Origin of the sequence: Parapedobacter pyrenivorans, assembly GCF_014636865.1 — a bacterium.
Taxonomy (GTDB): Bacteria; Bacteroidota; Bacteroidia; order Sphingobacteriales; family Sphingobacteriaceae; genus Parapedobacter; species Parapedobacter pyrenivorans.
The window spans coordinates 85,068-106,251 of the sequence record NZ_BMER01000006.1 but is presented as its reverse complement, the minus strand read 5'-3'; the positions used below and the strand labels follow the sequence as shown (position 1 = coordinate 106,251).

The window sequence follows — 21,184 nt, the reverse complement described above, 5'->3', positions numbered from 1 at the left end:
TTTATCAGTGCTTCATAGCCCTCCCCGTTCTCTTCTGCTTTTGCGTATCCGTTTATTCTAAATCTCAAGAGGTTAATTGCATAAAACTTGCACCTATGACTTTCAGCGTGCCACCAAATCTTTTCCAAACCCTGAAATAACGAAATTTGCCCTCCAACGGCGTTCCCATTACTTGTCCTTTTGCTGTCATTGTTACTATTGAAAGCGCAGTGTCAGTTGTTATTTTAATGTCGTTAATTTCTGTTGAAGCATCTTCAATAATCATTGTTTTCATTCTATGCGCATTCAAGTCCATCTCCTTAGTTACAATTTCACCTGTCGGTGTAACTGCAATCAGGTCATCGTGCAATAGTTGGTTAAGTACGTCCACATCGCTTATTAGCTGAGCTGAAAAAAGTTTGTTTTCCGCTTCAACAACATGTTCTCTCGTGATTGTTTCTGTCATTCTGAATTAGCTTAAATTATTTTCACCTCTAATTAGTTCACGCTGGTTGCGGTAAAGATAAGCAATTGTGGTCTAGAGATGGAGAACTAGCTAATCTGTCATTGTCTACGGTATCTTTTTTCATGCGTAAGATGTACTACCTGACTGTATCAGATCGATACAGTGGGGTGTCCGAAATCGAACATATTTTAACAGACAATTATATAAAACATTGATAATTAATGGGTTTTATTCAGGCACCAACTTTGCCAGCAGAATTGAGAAAGATCCTCCCGTTCAGTATTTGTTTTATTTTTTATCAAAAATTAACACTTAAGTCATGATAAAAAACTCGCTAAAAATCGCTATCCGGATACTCTGGAAAAACAAACTTTTTTCATTAGTCAATATACTGAGCTTATCACTGAGTATGGCGGTTGGTGTTATTCTTTTTACATTCATAAAAGCTAATCACGATAAAGATCATTTTCATCCAAGATTAAATCAAATTGTGCGGATACTCACGCAAGAAACAAATGAGGGTGAACAAACCAAATTGGCAACAGCTCCATTGCCATTGGCGACTCAAATGGAAAGCATCTCCTTTGTTGAAAAAACGGTAAAAGTACGTCTGGCAGGAAGACATAATTTGCAAACTGACAGAGGTGATGTACCTATAGACATAAAATTTTCAGAGCCTTCTTTTTTTGATGTTTTTGGTTTTAAATTGTTGTCAGGCACCGCACAAAGCCTAACCAATAATTCCAACACCCTTTTTTTAACTGAAAAAACAGCAAAAAAAATCTTTGGAAACACCAATGCTTTAGGACAAACTATACAATTTGAAAATTTAGGTTCTTATACCGTTGAGGGGATTATCCAAGACCCGCCTTTAGAAACACATCTACCCATTGAGGCCATGTTATCGCTAAATTCTGCTGAAATGCTTGAAAAAAAAGGAGCAATCAGTACTATTTCACAAAATTGGGAAGACTTCAAGAGTTCAGCAATTTATGCCCGGTTAAAATCAGAAGGTAATTTAAATCAGCTCAATATCGTGCTCCAAAACTATAATCGGAAATTGGATAAAAGTCATCTTCAGTTTTTAGCACAACCCATAGAAGATATTACCCCTCGAAACAATGACATTAAAAATGACCCCAATGCGGGCGCCGATTGGACGAGTATTAAAACGCAACTATTGATAATTCTATCCTTAACCCTTTTATCTGCTTTCAATTATATCAGTTTGGCATTAGCGCGTGCCTTCTCTCGAGCGCAAGAAGTAGGTGTTCGTAAAACCATAGGCGCAACAAGAAGACAAATTATTGGTCAATTTTTAATAGAATCGACCCTTGTTTCCCTATTTGCATTGTTTTTTACCTTGCCATGTGTTCGAATTCTAATGCACTACGTACCCGATATGGATGTGGCGTTTTCTTGGGATACAACCTTATTTTTTGGCTTGTTAACCTACGCAATTATAACCGGATTGGTCGCCGGAGCATTCCCATCATGGCTATTGTCAACATTTCAGCCCATACAGATTTTACGTAAGATGAAGAATATAAAGCTATTTCGGGGTGTTGCTATTTACAAAGCTTTACTTGTTGTACAATTTTCAGTAACCATCATGCTGATGATATTAGTCGTCATACTGGTCGATTATGAAATAAAAAACAATGCAATCATTAACTCAACCGTGCCACCCAATGTCCTGACACTTGATTTAAAAGGTGAAAAATATGAAAACCTGCAAAACGAAATAAGTCAGTTAAGTCAAGTAGAAACGACTTCGGCAACTAACTGGTATTATAAACCGATTAAAATGGGCAAATCTTCAGTAAGATTAGACGATAACATTCTGGAAATAAATTATGTAAGTGTTGATCCGAATGCAATTGATAAAGAGGGAATTATCTTAAAATCTGGACGAAATTTTCCTAAAAATATGCCCCAAGGTACGGAACAATATGTGTTGGTCAATGAAGCGGCCGCAAAATTATTGGAAGCTAAATCGGAGCATTTGGTAGGGCAAAATCTATTACTGGACTCTGCCTATGTGCAAGTTATTGGTATTATGCCTAATGATATTGTTGGCCAATCAACCCCGTTGTTGTATCGTTATTTACCCAATGAAATAGCCACCCTGGCTATAAAAATAAATCCCGATGCAGAATTGGAAGTTACCAAAGCCATTCAATCTTTATGGGGTAACCATTTTCCTGAAAAAACGGCAAATATTCATAACCTAAAAGACGATTATTTAGGAAAAAGCAGTAAAGAGAGGCTAAGTTTTTTTGGATTCTTTGCCCTTATAGTTATGATAATCGCTGCTTTGGGCATTTTAGGCATAGCAAGTTACGCTGTAGAGACACGCACTAAGGAACTGGGTATAAGAAAAGTGTTGGGAGCAAGCAACATAAAACTGGTGTGGACAATTACCGGAAGTTTTGGCATTCTTATCCTAATTTCCGGACTTATTGGTGTTCCAGCGGGCTTGTTTGGCGGTGATTTATTAAGACAAGATATGGGCACTCATGTTGATTTGAGTATTATCAATATAAGCATAGGCTTTGGTTCGGTTGCTATAGTCGGGCTACTGACGGTCCTGTCCCAAACCGTTCGAGCGGCGCAAATTGAACCCGTAAAAGTTTTAAAAGCCGAGTAGAAAAGGTAAAACATTCGATGCATCAATTCCCCAAGAAGCGAGGATATGCGCTGCAACGATTTCCCGGTTTCCCTTTGCATTGGGATGTCCTTGCAGCTTCTTCTTGGGCAGATTTCCTATCGTGTGTATTGTATAGATTTTCAGGAATTTCTGAGAGTGTCGATTCATGTGCTTTGCCGCCAAGCGTGTAAAATTCCTGAAAACTCATAATGAGGGGTTTCCATCTATCGGGGTCAACTCGGTTTGGATTATTATCCATAATAATTGATTTATCCAGATATACCCTGTTTATCTTTAGTTCAAATGTGATAATCTTCCCATGCTGTAATGGTTCATCCTCTGCCAATTTATGAATGGCCATGACAACAGCCTCCATTTGTACAGGGCATTCGTTAACCCGTAAGGCATTGATGGTTTCAGACGGGCATCCCGTCAATCCTGCTATTCCAAATTTATTTTCTTCGAAACGATAACCCTTTAACATTTTAGATTGGGGAACAGGATTAGCACCCGTGGTTCTGGCCAGTAGGTTCACTGCCTTTACCTCGCGTACCGATGGAAGATTTAATACGGCCTCTTTTGTTACCAAAAGGTTTTTGGCGGTTTGGGATGAAGCCCCAAGACCAATGATGCACCGCCAACCCAACCAGAAAATCGAAGACATAGGCGCAAGATTATCTGTGCCATTGGGATTTTTGGTGCTGATAAGTACTACCTGTGTGCCGAAGTACAAAATGGATGGATAACTTTTAATATGCATGTTATAGTAGCTTGTATGATTTCGTTACTCAACTTTCCTGTTCATTTTAAAATTAACGATACCATACAGCTATTAAAATCCGTTTCTTGCGGATTAAAGGGAATAACCCTATTTAGGGCACATAATGCGCACCGATTACATTCACTATTTGCCTGAGCATTTCCTCTTCTTCCACCACCCCGTGATTCCGCCAGACCACTTCACCTTGTGGATTCACCAAGACCGTGTAGGGAACGCCTCCTTGCCATTGGTCATCCAAGGTCTTCATCAACTCATCCGCATTGCCCCCAGTAAACAAGTAGCTATTGGTTGTTCTGCCGTCTTCAAGCACTCGCTTACGGCCTGGGTCTGACAAGCCTGCGCCTTCGCCCTCCAAAAACGCTTTGACCGCATCTTTTTGGTCTTTATGATCCACACTGATGGTGATGAAATCAAAATTTCGCCAATCGAATCGTCTTGCAGCGGAAACCAATATCGGGAATTCATCCACGCAAGGGACACACCAGGTAGCCCATACATTGATCAAACGGAAATTATTGCTGCCATTTGCGCGCACCGCGGCAACTTGATCGGTATCGATCGGCGCTACATCAACGGGAGTTTTATCCCATTGCGCCATCCGCTCAAGGATGCCGTCTTTTTTACTGCGCCATTTCGTGGAGCAGCCCATGGGTTGCGTCACCTCGACAGGTACCTCTCCTCCGGTCAACAATGCCTGCACCGCATTTCGGGCATCTGGCGACTTTACCGTCGAGGCATCGGCATACATCGAATCATCAAAACGACCTTTGTAACGCAATTTGCGCTGCTCATCGAATATAAATACATGCGGTGTGGCCAAGCAGCCGTAGGCCCTGGCAACATCTTGCGTTTCGCCGTCATATAAGTACGGAAAGGTGAATCCGCGATCTGCCGCATAACGGATCATATCTTCGTACCCATCGTTATAAATGCCAAAGCTAAGTTCGTCGATACTTAGTCCATCCGGATGATTGGGATTGATGGCCACGAAAGAAAGATCCTTTTTATCCGTCTCATCCAAAAGAGCCAATAAGCGTTCTTCCACCCCATGCGATGTCGGGCAATGATTTGAGGTAAAGAAAACCATCAGCAGCTTCCCATCCGCGAAATCTGCCAAGGAATAGGTCTTGCCGTCAATACCGAGCAGTTCAAAATCAGGTGCAGCATCACCGATTTGTAAATCCGTGATTTTTTCCTGAGCGCGTACTGCCAGCAAACCAACCACCATCAGTAGCCCCGCAGTAAACAAGACCTTCCCCGTAAGATTTCGTAAAGTTTTCATAGTATAGCCTCAATTCTTGGTGTGCCTAATGACGCACATAAATCATACCAAAGCGGGAATCAACACCCGTAGACAACGGCGTTGATGTTCATCCCCTAGGAACGATACAGAAAGGTGGTGAAGTCATTTACCAAAAGTCGAATGCAGATATCATAAAGCGAGCGTCTGTTGGAGGCATTTTGCTTGGCGGGTTAGCTTGAAACATGTTTTTAACCTGCTTAGTGGAAGCGTTCTCGTTAGGCGTGAATAGTTGAATGAGTTTTGAGTTTAGTGAGGTAATTCTTATCTTTATCTCAGGTTTAGGTTGTTAGCCCCTAACCCCATTGGGGCGGATGCTCGTTATCTTTCAGGTAACGGGTTTCTCTTTTTATCACCCTATTGTCTTTTTAACATATCATTAACAATCCCGCTGTAACAAAGCGGAGCTGGAATGCGTTATATAGTCAGTTAGTAAAATTTGTCTTTTCATAATTTAGGTTTATAATTGGTTAGTTTGAGCCCCGATTCTCCCCGTTTCGGGGCTTATTTGTTGAACGATGTCTATTAGTTACGGAAATACCGATTTTCGTCAGGGCAGGGGAGACCGAACCGCCCCCCCCCTCAGATATTCAGGCAATACGTCTTCGTTTTTTACGAGCAAGCTATACTTAATTACTAAATACAATCCCGTTTGGAAATAAGGTGTTGATTGGCGTCAAATTGTACGGCGTCAGGCGATTCGATTATGATCTCGGCGGCCGCCTGCGCTCGGTGAGTGGCGGTGCAGTAGCTCGTCAATTCATGAGAAAATATCGGATGATTGAGCGCATAAATCATACCGCCAAATACCAATAAGAAATAAGTTCTTATAGGTCGTCAAGCTGCGAAAACAAATTTCGACGGCCCGTGTTTCGATAGTATAACTTTGCAGCCCAAGGAAAACGTATCAAAATGGAAAAGCAATATGAAGACAATGGGCGGATCCGGCCGCTGCAGGTGCCCGCCAAACACGATCCTCAGACATCGCTGACCGACCGAGTGGTCTTCGCGTTGGCCGATATCAAGAGTGGTACCGCCAAGCAGGTCGTAAAGCGGCTTGCCGAACTGAAAGACCTCGATATCGATATCTACACCGTGGAATCAATCCTTAACGGGCTATTCGATAAGGGGCTGGTCAATGGCTCGGAAAGCCCGAAGAACCGTGTTTATGATCTCGCAAAGGTCACCCGGCCCCACCTCGGGCATGTCGACCCGGATTCGCTTGACAAGTAGGACAGACTAATTTTCAATTAACGATTTAATTGTTCCAAAGGACCACTGCATATTTGATTTCTGCCTGAGGCTTCATCAGTATCCATCGACCATCGTGAATTTCATTGATACCGTACGATGATACCGTAGTATCCGACACCGGGCGCACCGCTATTACTTATCAATAGTACGTTTTGCAATGGTTAAAAGTAAAACAAGTTCGCAGCCTAACTGTTAATCAATTTCCGGCAAGATTGGTATTGGCGGTTTGCTGATAATCTAACTATTGGGATATGAAAAAGATACTGATGATACTCACTTCGCATTCGGCTATGGAAAATACCGATACCCAAACCGGTGTCTGGCTAGGCGAATTTACGGATCCATACTACGAACTATTGGACCAAGGTTATGAAATTAAGCTGGCTTCTCCCAAGGGCGGGCAGCCACCGGTAGACCCGATGAGCAAACTTACCGAGAACCTCACAGCATCCAACCGCAGGTTTAATGACGACGATGCTGCTCGGGCCGCTTTTGGTGCAACGCTCACGCTAAGCGCTATCAATCCAGAAGAATACGATGCATTGTTTTTGCCAGGTGGGCATGGACCGTTGTGGGACTTGGCCACCGATGAAATATGCGCCAGGATTATCCTTGATTTCTATAATTCCGGCAAACCGGTGGCGGCGGTATGCCATGGTCCGGCAGCTTTGATCAAAGCTGCCGAACTGCAGCCCGAATTGCTGGATGGTAAAAGGGTAACCGCATTCTCCAACACAGAGGAAGCCTTGGTGATGAAGAGTGACAACATCCCCTATAAGCTGGAAACACGGCTCAAAGAACTGGGTGCCGATTTTCATTCTGCACTCATTCCGATGGCATCTCACGTGGAGATAGACGGGTTGCTGATCACCGGGCAAAACCCGTTGTCAGCCGGACCAACAGCGAAAGCACTGATCGATCACCTGCAGGCGAATGAAGTACCGGAAACCAAATGACGTCTTCGGAACAGTAGATGTAAACCTCCAGTTCGCTGTCGTCAAAAGGCAACAGTAATAGCTGTCTTATCTTGTGCATGCTAAGGGTTTTGTTTGCCGTGTCGCTAGGAGATCTTGTCGACCCCTAACTTATGCAATCCTAAAACTCCCAATGGTGCACTTTGTAGCGGGATTATTGGTGTACTTTGTGTCGGAATGGCAGTCCCTGAAAATCAATCAGAAAACCAACCTATCCTAAACAACCCTTACAGACTCGTGTACTTTGCCCCGGAATCCGTGGTGCATATTGGAGCGGAAGGTGACGGCACCTTACAGTCCAGGGAAACTTATGAATATGACGAAAAGGAGGGGCTAGTCACAGAACACAGACTCAATTCAAACAATGAAATCTTCCTTTGCACATAGGTAACCTTCGGGTGGCGTTCTGCATCGTTCTTGCCATGTTTCAAACTTTTTAGTTGACTAAGCAGTATTTGCTATAATTATATAAACTAATAAGTTTAAATATGGAAACGAAAATTTCATTTTACAACTTGTTCGTTGTATATTTCAATTACCCCCAATTCGGGGTAATTGAAATTGGGTTGTTTATCATTTAGTGGAATTTGTCACCCTTTTCCAGCATTTCAATAATTTCTTTCATACGCTTTTCTCTTGTCTCTTGTTTTTTTGCGGTCTGAAGTCGAAATCCAATGGAGAACAGATTCGTCTTATTGAGACCCCTAAAGAACGCTTCTGCTTTTTCGTTTTTGCTAAGTTCTTTTAGAAAGTCTTCAGGGATGATCATTTTGCTTGGAGAATCGTATGCCTTTTCCCACCTGCCGTCTGCTTTGGCTTTTTCGACAGCTTTTAATCCTTCGGGTCTCATTCTTCCTTCACCAATTAATCTTTCGATATGTCCAATATTTATTTTGGACCAAATACTTTTTGCTCTTCGGGGGCAAAACTTTTGTAGCCAGGCTTGTTCGTCATATGCTTGTTTTTGACCATCAATCCACCCGTAGCAAAGCGCTACATCAAGTGCTTCTGCATAGCTGATGGTCTTTTTCCCGGAATCTTTCTTAAATATTTTGATCCAAAGCCCATTTGAGTTATCGTGATTCTTTACGAGCCAGGTTTCAAATGTTTCAGCGGTTTTGAATTCCACAATAGGAATAGTATTTAGTTTAGTCATATACTGCGACTTTTTTTCGTTCTATTGCTTGCCGCTCACGAGGCTATGTAAAGTTGGGGCTTTCAGGTGCTAGCCATTTTAAAATTGCTTGGTTTGTTTCCTCCGGCTTTTCTTGCTGAATCCAATGACCACAATCCAGACTAACAACATCCAAATTAGGAACGATATTCTTCAGGTTTTCACCCTTTGGAATTGTATCCCGTTCACCATATATCATAAGAGTCGGCTGATGAATGATTGGTTTTACATCCGCCATTAAGTGCCAGTTTCTATCAAGGTTTCTGTACCAATTTATACTACCTGTAAACCCCGATGATTCGAAGGCAGAAACGAACACAGACAGTTCGTTGTCGTCCATTAAGGGTTCCCCAAGTGGTTTTTTTGCTCTTGCAAGATCTATCATTAGCATTCCGGGGGCTGGTGGTGTCGGAGGTACGTTTTTGCGGAATATGTTACGGAGAAACTGGGATGCGTTTTTATTCATTATAGCATCTGCTACTCCCGGTTGTCTATTGAAGTGAACAAAATAGAAGTCTCCTCCAAATATTGCTTCCATAAACTCAATCCATGGTTTTTCTCCACGCTCTTGGTAAGGCAAAGCCAAATTTATCACTTTATTTACCCGTTCAGGATGCAATAGCGCCAAACTCCAAACAACATTTGCACCCCAATCGTGACCAACAAAAGTGGCATCTTCATATCCAAAGTAATCGAGTAGTGCAACCAGGTCACCTGTCAAGTGTTCAATGTCGTATTCCGTTACTTCTGTCGGACTGGATGAGTTGCCATAACCTCTCTGGTTCGGGATGATAACATGATAGCCAGCTGCAACAAGTGCAGGCACCTGATGGCGCCAAGAAAAAGCATGTTCTGGAAAGCCGTGACAGAATACAATAGGTTTTCCAGCATTTTGTTTACCTGCTTCAAAGACTTCCAGTTCCACACCGTTAACTGAAATAAGCGTGGGTTTGGGAAAATTGGTTGAATTGATTTCGTTTGCCATTTTTTATATTTTAAAGATTAATGATGCAAACTTATATGGTCAAGTGACAACCCTGTGTCAGGGCTAAAATAAATTAGTGATATTTTTCAAAATGCGCTTATACGGTCACGTTGTAAGGGTCAAAATTATCGGTAAGCATGCCTACTCTCCATCAACAGATATCATCATTTCGGTATGCATGCTCAAGTACACTTGGATCAGTTCCAATTTAATTAGGGAGTCGGCTCGTGGCTTTTTCCAACTTGAGTTTTTTGTATTTCTTTGCTAGGGCAGAATAGTAAACAGGCCGAAATCCAAATTATATTTAGGTTGATTCTCATGTGTCTACAATTAATCGAATAGTTAGTCGTAAATGCCCTATCTCCAAACCCAATTCTCGTTTTTTGTGTGGTTAATTTCCAGCAGCTGAGTCAATTCGTATATTGTCCGCTGAAGCTCTTGGAGATTGTACAATTTGTTTTTGGGGTTTCCTTTTGATTCTTCCATTGGTTGAAGCCGTAAATAGTTGATAAGCCAAATAATCACGCTCGTCAAGATGGTACGTTGTTTCTATGTTCATTTTTGTTTATAATCGCCAGCGAATGATTTACGCTGTAAATTAAAGCTTCCAGTACCTATCCGTTGTAGAACACTTCCGAACAGCGGAACCTCATTTTTTTTAACTACAATCACGATGGAATTATTTCAGAATAATTCCATCGCTTTCTATACAACTTATATCATAAGTTTTTTATAACCCCTATTTTGGCGTGATGATTTATTACAAACGATGTGTATACTACTCAATGTTTTTTAATGTAATGCAGTTGTGTCAATCCTGTTTCAAATGTTTTTGCTGTTATGAACTCAAGTGTTTGCTCAGGTCTTCCGTCCTTAAAAAGTCTTGTTCCATTACCCAATAGAATAGGTATAACCGAGATTATAAACTCATCTACTAAGTCGTGTTTCAATAGTTCATTTATTACTTCTGCACCACCGTCACAATAAATATTCTTTCCATTTTCAGATTTTAGTCTCTTAATCAAATCGGGGAGATTTCCTGTGTAAAAAATTGTTCTACCCACCGTTGGCCTTTGGTTTCTTGTTATGACATAAACGTCTCTTTGTCCGTTGTCGTAATGAGAAACACCGACTTCTTTCTGTACATAATCATAAGTTTTTCTGCCAATAACTAACGTGTCGATTGTCTCATTAAATTTGGCATAGCCATAATCTTCACCTTCTTTTTCTACAAGTTTTAGGAAGCTAAGGTCGTCATTAGGCTTTGCAATGTAACCGTCTAAGCTCATTGCAATGAAAAGAGATATTTTACGCATTCGTCTTAAATTTTAAAGTTTCTACAAAGGTAGTTCTATATGACCGTTGGTACTTTGTAAAAATGCGACAGAATTAAATCTGAGAGGGGGGCAGTCCTGTATTCCTTTTAATATCATTGGTTAGGTGCGAATGGTCATAATAACCACATTCAAATGCAATAGCTAACAAACTCGTTTCTTGAGTAGAATTTTTTATTTTAGACAAAGCATTTTGAAAGCGAACGATACGAGAATATTCTTTTGGGGTAATGCCAATTTGTATTTTGAAATTTCGCTCTAATTGCCGTACTGTTGTGAAGTTTTTTTTGGCAATTTCGTTTATACTTGATTGACCTTGCGTTTGGTGAATATCGTCAATGACCGATTTTAAAAGTCCATTTCTAATTTGCAGTCGGTTAATAAAAAAATTATTCAAATAGTGAATTGGGTTTTTAATGAGCGTATCGATATCAAAGGAATATGCTTTTTCGAGTTGAACGGTTTGGTCTATTATTTCACTTTGAGGGGCGTAATCGTAGAAATTCGAGAATACTGCAGGTTTTAAACATACGCCAAACAAATGTGTGCTTTCCTCAATTAAACTATCTTTAAAAGATCTCATTGCACCAACAACGTATGTTTTTCCAAAGTCCATTTTCACCATTCCATTATCTGTGATGCAGGTATCTCCCAAATTGATCACTAATCCTGCACAACCATCCGGAAAATTCCTTTCCCATTGTTTGTCTTTATTTTCGCCTATCAACTCCCAAAAGCTATGAATGTATGGTGTCAGTGCTTTACTTGGTATTGTTTCTCTATACTCCATGTTTGATTGCGATTAGTTGGCAATGACTACCGAATGGTTTTGTTAAAAATCCATTCAAATTCTATAACAAAAATACAAATTAATCACTGGAGGATGCCAGGGAGAAAATAGAAGTATGACGGAAGGAGTACATGGGCCGTTAGTTAATAAATTCCCGATTATAGTAACCGAAGAAAAACCAATTTAGATTTTTCCTTTGTCGTCATCTGTTTTGGATGAAGTTTTCAGGCGGTGGCTGTAACATTCTGCAATTATTGTATTTTACATTAAATGGATTTCGAATATTTATATAAGCTGTATTCACCCAAAATATTCAGGGTATGCCTAGGATATTTTAATGATGCGGACAAGGCAAAAGATGTTACACAAGACACATTTGTTACTGTATTTGAACACTTGAAATCGCTGAAAAACACAGATAACATGGCTGGATGGATTTATCGAATTGCCAGCAACAAATGTTTGCGACAGCTCGAAAACGAGAAAAAAAGCAACTTAATTTATGACTATGACTTTTCGCATATAGAAGACACTGAAACAGCGATGGAAGAGGGAGATTTCGCTAAACTGCATAAATACATCAGTGAGCTTACCGAGTTGGACCGCATCATCATCGGTCTCTACCTTGAAGAAGTCAATCAGGAAAAAATAGCGGAAATCGTGGGGCTAAGTCATGCAAATGTGAGGGTCAAAATACATAGGATAAAAGAAACCTTATCAAAAAAAATGAAAAGCGATGCGTACTGATTTTGAGCGAATAAAAAAAGCCTGGCATGGCCGTGATGGTTTGGTGCTTGCAGATTACAACCGGCTACAAACAGAAATAGCTTATCTGAGAAAACAAAAGAAAAATCGCCTACTACTATGGTCTTCGGCGGTTATAGTATGCTCGGTTCTTATGGTGTGCTATGTTGTTTATACGGATGAATTGAACAGCATTTATAAAAGCATTTCAGAATACATCATCTTGTTTACATCGATTTACTTGTTTGGCTATTCGTGGAAAAGCATCACTAAACAAAAGAAGGAATATCTACTAAATAGCCTGGATTTCATGAAAGGTATAGCATACAGAGAAATGAAACGCAAGCACGTGGAATCGCTAACAGGCTGTATTTGTCTTAGCCTTTTCATGATTGCATCATTTTTTTATTTCCTCGATAAGTTTCTTCAATCGCAAAGATCATCTATAATCAGCATTGCAACATTGTTAGGGGCGCTTGCCATTCTTTGGGCAATACTAAAACCCGCTTATGAGAAAAGGCGAACAAGAAAGCACGAAACATTTTTACGCAGAATAGATAGCATTTTAAAAAACTCAAACAATTAGAATTAATTATGAAAAACGTACTGTTATTACTCGTATTTATTGGCATGTCAAGCTTTGGTTTTGCTCAAACCAAAACCATTCAATACAAAGAAACCAAACGCAGATATATCGTGTATACACCCAAGGACTACGATGCTCAAAAAAATTATCCGGTAATTTTCAATTTCCATGGAGGCGGTATGACGCCTGCCGAGCAGATGCTATATACCAAACTTAATCAGACTGCTGATAAATATGGTTTTATTGTAGTTTATCCCAAAGGCATCGACGAAGATTGGAATGTAGGCTTTGGGATGTCTTACCAGAATGGGACAGACGATATCGGCTTTACAGACGCGCTATTAACCCAAATTGAAAAAGATTATAAAATAAATAGCAAAAAAGTTTTTGCAACGGGGTTGTCAAGAGGCGGCTTCTTCTGCCATCGAATTGCTGCCGAACTACCGCATCGCTTTTCTGCCGTTGCCAGCGTGGGAGCACCCCTCCCGGACTCTGTTGCCTACCACCATTCGAATAGAAAGGAAATCGGAATGCTTATGGTGCATGGCAGGGCTGATAAAATAGTGGATTACGAGGGAAAGGACGGCGGATATTATTCAGCATTGAATTCGTATAACTATTGGAAGGACGAAACATTTACGGATGAAAGGCTGACTAAGATAGATAATATTCCAGAAGACGATACATCGGTTGAGATCTTGGAAGCATCGTCTAAAAATAAGTCGGTTGTGCTGATTTCAGTAGCGAATGGAGGTCACACTTGGCCCGGTGCAGATACATTTAACATTGGGTTGCCAATTGGCCTAACATCCAAGGAGCTTGATATAAATGAATTTATGTGGGAATTTTTTAATAATCAAAACTAATTTCACAAGCGTATATTTCGTCTGTAGAGTTTTTTTCGACCACTAAGTGTAGATTAGACCGTCACGCCCTCATTAAACCTCGAACACCGTCCCATCGAGGATCGCGTGTTATATTTACTGTAAACGATACCAGTCGGTTCGGGTCTGCCGAAAGACGCCTATAAGGCAGCAGTGGAAGACATTGTCATCGACGTCCCCAAGGCGCTCCCCGATGACCCTGATGCCATACCTACTGGCGTTGTCAGTTATTTCGATCCAAACCCAGGAGCGCCTTTTTGTACACGTGAACAGCTTTGCCGAGCCAACTACGGAACTGAGCATAGGCGATAAGGTATCGTACACCCCCACGCGGAGCCCTCGTGGCATGCAGGCCACAGCGGTGGTAAAACGTTAGGAGCATCGACTCACAAGCCCCGATTGTTTCTGTTTCGGGGCTTTGCTTTTCGTTACCTTATTCCCCGCAGACCCAAATCATTTTAAGCAGTTTCTTTTCTTCCCAAAAGGCTTGCCGTTCGTCGTCGGTGAGCTCTGCTGGATTGCCTTGCTCGTCGAAAATGCTGGCAATCGTATTGCAGGCAGGGCCGATAAACCAGTGCACATAAAACGACCGTCCATCCCATTTAAACAAGCCGATTCGCGGTTCACAGACGCAGTTGTCGTCAATAAGTTGCGTTACCGATTCGGGCACGCCGTCCAAGCGTAATTGAGGTGCTTTGTCGCAGGAGAATAGGGTAATCGCCGCGATGCCAATCAGAAAACAGATACTTTTCATAATCAATTATAAATGGGTATAGATTTAGCGCCGAATCAGGGGCATGTTTCGGGCTAATAACGATTATCTTACAGGTAAGTTGAACGTTCCTTTAATTATTATACTGCCGCCGTTTTCATTCGGAACAGAGAAATCAATGGAACCTTCTGCTACGGTGGTACCATTTTGATTTTTCCCATACTTTGTAAAGGCTATGAAGCCAGTGCCATAATATGTCTTGTCATAATCTACGATGTATCTGAAAAAAGGTTCGCCACTTTCGAAATCACTAAAACCATCATCTTTCCCCTTCACGACGATTTCTTTTCCCCGTATTGGCTTTATGTTGTATTGCTTATTGAGTTCAATCCCTCCTTGCATGGGGTGATAAAGGAAAAGACTGAATTCCTTATTATTGCGGTTGCCCTTTTTGTAAGGTGAAGAACGCAGACTTAAACTTTCTTTCGTTTGATAGCCTGGAGACGAAACAGTGTATGTTAGTTCCGGGCCATCTTTTGCACCTGGTGGAAGTATGGTAGGTATTTCATCAATGAAGTTTATGCCATCTTTCTGGATTTCTAACTTGTAACCGCTAGGTAGAGGGTTTCCCTCCTTGTCACACGCCGCAAAAAAAAGGGGAAGAGCTAACAGTAAAATCAGATGATGGTTTTTTAGGTATTTTATTAGCTTCATATTTTCTATTTTTTTATTAAACGCTGTATTCTAATTGTTCGCTACATATCGATAACCGTTTCATTTACTAAGCTATTTACCTTTCTATAAAAAAGCGGCAATATAAATATAATTTTAATCGCTACGACAGGTTAGATTTGTAGGCCGAATTCTCTACTTTAGCATGACTGGGATTTCGGGAGGAGGTCAGACCCACTGCTACTTCTGGAGTTTCCTGTGCATACTTGATATATGCCGGGCAGCAAAAAATTGTATCTTAGCCCCATGTCTAGGAAATACACCGTCGGCGTCCCCTTTTTCACTACAGCGAAATCCATGGGCGCATACGAGGTAAAGGAGGTATTGTCATCGTGAAGGCCGAAACCACGCTAGGGAATGGAACGTCGATAGTTTCGCGCTTGAAAGCGGGTGATCACGATGCCTTCGATACCATATATGCCCAATTCCACGGCAGTCTATACCGACACGCCTATCAGCTGACTCAAGACGAGGACGATAGTCATGAAATTGTCCAGTACATATTCGTCAATCTCTGGACAAATAGGAAAAACCTCGATGCCAACAGGAATCTGTTGGCCTATCTGCACAAAAGCGTGCATTATGCTTTTCTTGAGCAACTAAGAAACCGGAAGACCTTCAGCAAATACGAGCAGGGATTACGTGACTACCTGCAGCAGGAACACAATACGGTTGATGAACTCCTGTTTGAAAAGGAACTAATCGCCCGTATTCGGAACCTAGCTACCGATATCCCTGGGAAAGCCGGCCAAGCTTTCGTGTATTACCACTTGGAGGGTTATAATTACCAGCAAATCTCGGAAATGCTTGGGGTCAGCGAAAAGACCGTGAAAAATTTACTGGCGAAATCGGCAAAAGACATCCGTTTGCATCTCGGGCTATCCATTTTGATCCTATGCATGGCGCCTTAAAGGTGCTTATATACGCTTGCCTGACTTTTTTTATTTTTTTCGGGATTTTATGGGACTTCGCGCTTATTATAAATAATGAAAGCGGAAGAAATCAAACAATTGCTCGAAAAGTACCTCCAGGGTACGAGTACGCCAGAGGAGAAAGCGCAAATCCAACGGTATTACCTGCATGTGTTAGACCAACCCGCCGAGCCTGCATCGCGACACCTTATCAAGCGCGATTTCCAACGGACCTATCGCCGCATCGCGCCGATGATCACCGGATCGGCTCAAAAGCCGACGTACAAACGCTTACGGTGGCTGCCGTACGCGGCAGCAGTGGCCCTCATCGCATTGGCCGTTGGCACGTGGTTCATTTCAGACACGAGAAAACAGGCAATAAACAAAATGCTCGTTACCACCGATATCGCCCCCGGCGGTAACCGCGCCTCGCTCACGCTGGCCGATGGGCGGACGATTGATTTGAACAAAGCGCAGACCGGTATTGTGGTGGGAGATAAGATGACCTATTCCGATGGGACCGATGTATGGAACGAAAACGAAGGGAACACGGAGTTGGGGCAGGCCGACCCACAGGGGCTAAGTACTGGATACTATGTTCTAAGCACTCCAAAAGGCGGCAGCTACCAAATCACACTCCCCGACGGCTCTAAGGTCTGGCTTAATGCGGCATCTTCGTTGAGGTACCCGAGCCGGTTTGATGGGAAGAAACGCATGGTGGAGCTGGAAGGCGAAGCGTATTTTGATATTAGACGACAGCCGCTAGACAACAGCCATGAGGCCCCGTTGGCGCCTTTTCTTGTCAAGACGACAAACCAAACCGTCGAAGTGCTCGGTACGCAATTCAACATATCGGCCTATACCGACGAGCCTGAGACCAGGACCACACTGGCGGAGGGCAAGATCAGGCTCAACGCAGGCGCCACCGGTGCAAGCATCTCACTGGTACCCGGAGAGCAGGGGATACTGGCAAATGGCGTTATCGAAACGAAGCAAGTCGACATCGAACCCTACACCGCTTGGAAAGATGGCAAATTCGTTTTCGATCAGGAACCCTTGGAATCCATCATGAGGAAACTCGCCCGCTGGTACGATGTCGAAGTCGTTTATGCAGGCGATAAGACCTATAGCACCTTCACCGGTTCGATCAGTCGGCAAGAGCAAATTGGTGCAATATTGGAAAAGATACGGTTCACACAGGCCGTAGATTTCAAGATTGAAGGAAGGAGGATCACCGTTATGTAAAAGCCGCTACCCATACGGGATCGGTACAAAAAGATGGCGGAAGTGCTTGAGACCCCTTCCGCCGGAGCGTTTGGTACACGATCTACCATTTCCGGAATAGAAATTTTAGTAACGAATTAACCAAACACGTTCAAAGTTAATGAAAAAAAGATATACGCAAACTTGGCGAGTGATGCGCACCATTTTCTTTTTGCTGACCGCCACCTTGCTGCAGGTACACGCCACCTCCATTGCGCAGGTTAGCCTTCATGAAAACAACATTACCCTGCGTGCGGCTATCAAATCGATAGCCCGGCAGACCGGCTACGACTTTGTTTATGCCGATAAGGATCTCCGGATGGCCAAGCCTATCCGCGTAGCACTTGATAACGCTACGATGGAACAGGCACTAGCAGTCTGTTTTGAGGGGCAACCCCTCACTTACGCCATTGCAGACCACACTGTGCTGGTGAGACGAAAGGAGCCTGCCAACCAGCCCGCCGTCGGCATACATCCGCCCGAAGAACGGCTCGTCCGCGCCTATCCCGAGGTGCGCGGCCGGGTGGTGGACAGCGTGGGTAACCCCTTGGCGGGAGCCAGTGTGCGTGTGCTCAATATCGAGGGAAAGCGGACGACACTGCAGACGAAAACCGATGAGCATGGATATTTTGAATTGAACAATGTGCCAGAAGGGTATCAACTGGAAATATCCTATATCGGGCATGTTGCCACCACCATCGTCGCCGCGGCCAACGTAAGTACCGTGGTGTTGAAGGTTTTTCATAGCGAACTGGAGGAAGTGGAGGTGATGGTGAATACGGGGTATCAAACGCTTCCCAAAGAGCGGGTAACAGGTAGCTTTGCCAAGCCCGACCAGGCCCTTTATGAAAACCGGGTCTCCACGGATATGGTTTCCAAACTGGAGGGGATTACAAGCGGGCTGGTGTTCAACAGGAACACACTAGCGGTGGCAAATCGTGAGTTGGACATTAATATCCGAGGCAGAAGTACCCTATTCGCCGATGACCAACCGCTGATTATTGTAGACAACTTTCCGTACAGCGGAAACATCCTGGATTTAAATCCCAATGATATCGCTGACATTACGGTCTTAAAAGACGCAGCTGCCTCCTCGATCTGGGGTGCCAGATCCGGTAATGGGGTTGTCGTGGTCACCTCGAAGACAGGCCGGCTGAACCAGCCTTTAAAGCTCACGGTGACGTCTAATGTCACCATCGTTGATAAACCAAACCTCCAATACAACCCTGATTACTTCCGATCTACTGACTACGTCGATGCCGAGATCTATTTATACAATCAGGGCAAGTACAACGACCTCTTCAGCAATGATATCCAGTATCCGATTATATCTCCTGTGGTCAAGATTCTTGCCAGCGGAGCAACTGCTGATGAAAAGGAAAGGGCGATATCATTATATCGGAATAGCGACGTGCGAGACGACATGCTCACTTTTTTCTACCGTAATGCGATCAGGCAACAACATGCGCTGAGCGTGAGCGGAGGGGGTAATAAGGCATCGTATTATGTGTCCGGAGGGTTCGATCGAAACCTGGAAAGCATCAAAGACAACGATTATAGCCGCATCACGCTCAATTCACAGCAACGGTTTTTCCCAACAGCAAATTTGGAAATTCAGACGGGGATCAACATCATCCATACCGCCACTGCACAAGATCACACCCTGGGTAACACCCAACTCAATAGTGGTTTTTATCCGTACACCCGGTTTGCTGACGAATCGGGGACGCCTTTGCCTATAGACCGCCAATATGATAGTCGATTTATCGACTCTATCTCCGGGATGGGGTTTCTTGATTGGAGCTATTATCCGCTGAAAGAGCAGGGAACGATCGACTGGACGACAACTCACTGGGATGTACGTGCCAATACCGGGTTATCTTACAAATTCTGGAAGGGGTTGGAGGTTTGGGCAAAGTACCAATACCAACGCAACATGGGCCAAACCCGGATACTAAGCGATATTAGCAGTTATGATACACGCCGACAGATTAATTCGTTCTCCATCGTTGAAAACGGACAGGTAGTCGGATACAATATGCCGTTGGGTGATATCCTATCCCGCACCAATAGTGTTCTGCATTCGCACCATTTCCGCACCCAATTGGGGTACGCCTTTGAGAAGGAATTACACGAAGTCACAGCGCTAGCCGGCGTGGAGGTGTCCGCGACGAATTCAGAAGGTTATTCGCAAATCATGTATGGCTACAATGACGACGTCGGTACGTTCACCAATGCGAACTACCTCGCCCAGTTTCCACTCTATCCCAATGGCTATGGCAGCATCCCGTCGGGGCTCGGTGCTACCGGGACCGCCGACCGCTTTCGTTCGTGGTTTGGCAATGCTGCATACACCTATCGGAAGCGGTATACCCTGTCCATTAGTGGCCGAACAGACGCCTCCAATTATTTCGGTGTCCAAGCCAACCAACGCGTCCTACCCTTATGGTCTTCAGGTTTGCTGTGGCAACTGTCTAAAGAAGACTTTTATGATTTGGCGTGGTTGCCTGAGCTAAAGATCCGTATGACCTACGGCTACAACGGGAATCTGGATCGATCTGTCACCGGCATTACCACGTTCAGGTATTACGCTAATAACAGCCGGATTAATCTACCCTACGCAGACATTTCTAACCTGGGAAACCCCGAGCTGCGTTGGGAAAAGTCGCGTATGATTAACTGGGCGATTGATTTTGCCACGAAAAATCATCGCTTGTTTGGTTCGTTGGAATATTACGACCGGCGCGGCACTGACATGATCGGCGACAAAATCATGCCTACAACCTCTGGCGTGAGCTCCTTTCGTGGTAATTATTCGACTATCCGAGGCAATGGGGTCGACATTCAACTTACGTCCGAAAATCTTACTGGCATCCTGAGGTGGAGAACCACGTTTCTCTTCAGTTACACCAATGACCGGGTTGTTCGGTACGAAAGCAGTCTGTTATCGGGCGCACAGTATATGAATGATGTTAGCAACGTACCCCTGGAGGGCAAACCCGTGTATCCGTTATTCAGTTTCCGTTGGGCTGGGTTAAACCCCGAAACGGGCGACCCTCAAGGTTATCTTGCAGACGGTTCGGTCAGTTCCGACTATCAGAATATGCGAAGTGTGTCGGTCGATAATCTCGTTTACCACGGTCGGCAGCGACCTGCGGCATTTGGCGGACTGACCAACAGATGGACATACAAAGGTTTCGAATTGGCGGTGCAGTTGAGCTACAAGGCCGGCTATTATTTTCGGCGTCCGGCGCTATCGTACGGCTCCATGTCTACCTACGACTACATCCGGGGGCACAACGACTACGTTAATCGGTGGCAAAATCCGGGAGATGAGCAACTAACCGATGTACCCTCGCTGGTATACCCCGCGAATAGCGACCGGGATCTCTTCTATGCCCAATCCGAGGTCAACGTGCTAAAAGGTGACCATATACGGATTCAGGACGTCTATTTTGGCTATACCTTCAAACCCCGTGCGGCTTTGCCGCTCCGAGACCTGCATTGTTTCTTTTACACCAACAACCTAGGCATTCTGTGGCGAGCGAATAAACAGGGGTATGATCCCGACTATGTTCCCTCAAGCGGAGGCGTGAGTACGCTGCCCCCACCCAGGACATTTGCGCTGGGTGTAAAGGCAAGTTTTTAATTAACAGAACAGCGAA

The 21,184-nt window shown here is 43.5% G+C and carries 19 protein-coding genes; 10 read left to right on the top strand and 9 right to left on the bottom strand.

The window, feature by feature from the left end; translation table 11 throughout:
- Positions 1-64 precede the first annotated feature (64 nt).
- Positions 65-445 carry a nuclear transport factor 2 family protein gene (locus IEV98_RS21670; RefSeq protein WP_188508147.1) on the bottom strand — a complete coding sequence of 127 codons (381 nt, stop codon included), beginning with the start codon at positions 443-445 and terminating at the stop codon, positions 65-67.
- A 319-nt stretch (positions 446-764) separates the two neighbouring features.
- Here IEV98_RS21670 and IEV98_RS21665 point away from each other — a divergent pair, with 319 nt between their 5' ends.
- Positions 765-3,095: an ABC transporter permease gene (locus IEV98_RS21665; RefSeq protein ID WP_188508146.1), complete on the top strand. Its 2,331-nt coding sequence runs from the start codon at positions 765-767 to the stop codon at positions 3,093-3,095.
- Positions 3,096-3,117: 22 nt separating this feature from the next.
- On the opposite strand, the gene IEV98_RS21660 is transcribed toward IEV98_RS21665, so the two are convergent.
- Both IEV98_RS21660 and IEV98_RS21655 read right to left on the bottom strand, forming a co-directional pair.
- On the bottom strand, positions 3,118-3,855 hold the full coding sequence (locus IEV98_RS21660; RefSeq protein WP_188508145.1) for a flavin reductase family protein: 738 nt from the start codon (positions 3,853-3,855) through the stop codon (positions 3,118-3,120).
- Between the two features lie 112 nt (positions 3,856-3,967).
- The gene (locus IEV98_RS21655; protein WP_229738895.1) at positions 3,968-5,158 is read right to left on the bottom strand and encodes a redoxin family protein; all 1,191 of its coding nucleotides are present in this window, start codon (positions 5,156-5,158) and stop codon (positions 3,968-3,970) included.
- Positions 5,159-6,088: 930 nt separating this feature from the next.
- Here IEV98_RS21655 and IEV98_RS21650 point away from each other — a divergent pair.
- Both IEV98_RS21650 and IEV98_RS21645 read left to right on the top strand, forming a co-directional pair.
- Positions 6,089-6,409 (top strand): hypothetical protein, encoded by a 321-nt coding sequence (locus tag IEV98_RS21650; protein WP_188508144.1) that lies wholly within the window; start codon positions 6,089-6,091, stop codon positions 6,407-6,409.
- Between the two features lie 272 nt (positions 6,410-6,681).
- On the top strand, positions 6,682-7,386 hold the full coding sequence (locus tag IEV98_RS21645; protein ID WP_229738894.1) for a type 1 glutamine amidotransferase domain-containing protein: 705 nt from the start codon (positions 6,682-6,684) through the stop codon (positions 7,384-7,386).
- A 595-nt stretch (positions 7,387-7,981) separates the two neighbouring features.
- Here IEV98_RS21645 and IEV98_RS21640 read toward each other — a convergent pair.
- The 4 genes from IEV98_RS21640 to IEV98_RS21625 form a co-directional block, all read right to left on the bottom strand.
- Positions 7,982-8,560, bottom strand: a complete 579-nt coding sequence (locus IEV98_RS21640; RefSeq protein ID WP_188508143.1) for a YdeI/OmpD-associated family protein — start codon at positions 8,558-8,560, stop codon at positions 7,982-7,984.
- Positions 8,561-8,603: 43 nt separating this feature from the next.
- Entirely contained in the window at positions 8,604-9,563 is a 960-nt protein-coding gene (locus tag IEV98_RS21635) for an alpha/beta fold hydrolase (protein ID WP_188508142.1), read from the bottom strand.
- 782 nt (positions 9,564-10,345) lie between these two features.
- Entirely contained in the window at positions 10,346-10,879 is a 534-nt protein-coding gene (locus IEV98_RS21630; RefSeq protein ID WP_188508141.1) for a dihydrofolate reductase family protein, read from the bottom strand.
- A gap of 73 nt (positions 10,880-10,952) precedes the next feature.
- The gene (locus IEV98_RS21625; RefSeq protein ID WP_188508140.1) at positions 10,953-11,687 is read right to left on the bottom strand and encodes a helix-turn-helix transcriptional regulator; all 735 of its coding nucleotides are present in this window, start codon (positions 11,685-11,687) and stop codon (positions 10,953-10,955) included.
- A gap of 270 nt (positions 11,688-11,957) precedes the next feature.
- Between IEV98_RS21625 and IEV98_RS21620 the strand changes: the two genes are divergently transcribed.
- The 4 genes from IEV98_RS21620 to IEV98_RS21605 all read left to right on the top strand — a co-directional run bounded on the left by IEV98_RS21620 (position 11,958) and on the right by IEV98_RS21605 (position 14,277).
- Entirely contained in the window at positions 11,958-12,434 is a 477-nt protein-coding gene (locus tag IEV98_RS21620) for an RNA polymerase sigma factor (protein WP_188508139.1), read from the top strand.
- A complete protein-coding gene (locus IEV98_RS21615) occupies positions 12,424-13,017 on the top strand; it encodes a hypothetical protein (RefSeq protein ID WP_188508138.1) in 594 nt (197 codons plus the stop codon). The genes IEV98_RS21620 and IEV98_RS21615 overlap by 11 nt, the downstream gene beginning before the upstream one ends.
- 8 nt (positions 13,018-13,025) lie before the next feature.
- The gene (locus IEV98_RS21610; RefSeq protein ID WP_188508137.1) at positions 13,026-13,883 is read left to right on the top strand and encodes a CE1 family esterase; all 858 of its coding nucleotides are present in this window, start codon (positions 13,026-13,028) and stop codon (positions 13,881-13,883) included.
- A 211-nt stretch (positions 13,884-14,094) separates the two neighbouring features.
- Entirely contained in the window at positions 14,095-14,277 is a 183-nt protein-coding gene (locus IEV98_RS21605; RefSeq protein WP_188508136.1) for a cold-shock protein, read from the top strand.
- Positions 14,278-14,334: 57 nt separating this feature from the next.
- Here IEV98_RS21605 and IEV98_RS21600 read toward each other — a convergent pair whose 3' ends face one another.
- Positions 14,335-14,655, bottom strand: coding sequence for a hypothetical protein (locus tag IEV98_RS21600; RefSeq protein WP_188508135.1), 321 nt, complete (start codon positions 14,653-14,655; stop codon positions 14,335-14,337).
- 63 nt (positions 14,656-14,718) lie between these two features.
- A complete protein-coding gene (locus IEV98_RS21595) occupies positions 14,719-15,327 on the bottom strand; it encodes a hypothetical protein (RefSeq protein ID WP_188508134.1) in 609 nt (202 codons plus the stop codon).
- A 350-nt stretch (positions 15,328-15,677) separates the two neighbouring features.
- On the opposite strand from IEV98_RS21595, the gene IEV98_RS21590 reads away from it, so the two are divergent.
- The 3 genes from IEV98_RS21590 (at position 15,678) to IEV98_RS21580 (ending at position 21,168) form a co-directional block, all read left to right on the top strand.
- The gene (locus IEV98_RS21590; protein ID WP_188508133.1) at positions 15,678-16,256 is read left to right on the top strand and encodes an RNA polymerase sigma factor; all 579 of its coding nucleotides are present in this window, start codon (positions 15,678-15,680) and stop codon (positions 16,254-16,256) included.
- 75 nt (positions 16,257-16,331) lie between these two features.
- A complete protein-coding gene (locus IEV98_RS21585; protein ID WP_188508132.1) occupies positions 16,332-17,501 on the top strand; it encodes a FecR family protein in 1,170 nt (389 codons plus the stop codon).
- Between the two features lie 139 nt (positions 17,502-17,640).
- Complete coding sequence (locus tag IEV98_RS21580) at positions 17,641-21,168, top strand: SusC/RagA family TonB-linked outer membrane protein (RefSeq protein ID WP_188508131.1); 3,528 nt, start codon at positions 17,641-17,643, stop codon at positions 21,166-21,168.
- Positions 21,169-21,184: the final 16 nt, after the last annotated feature.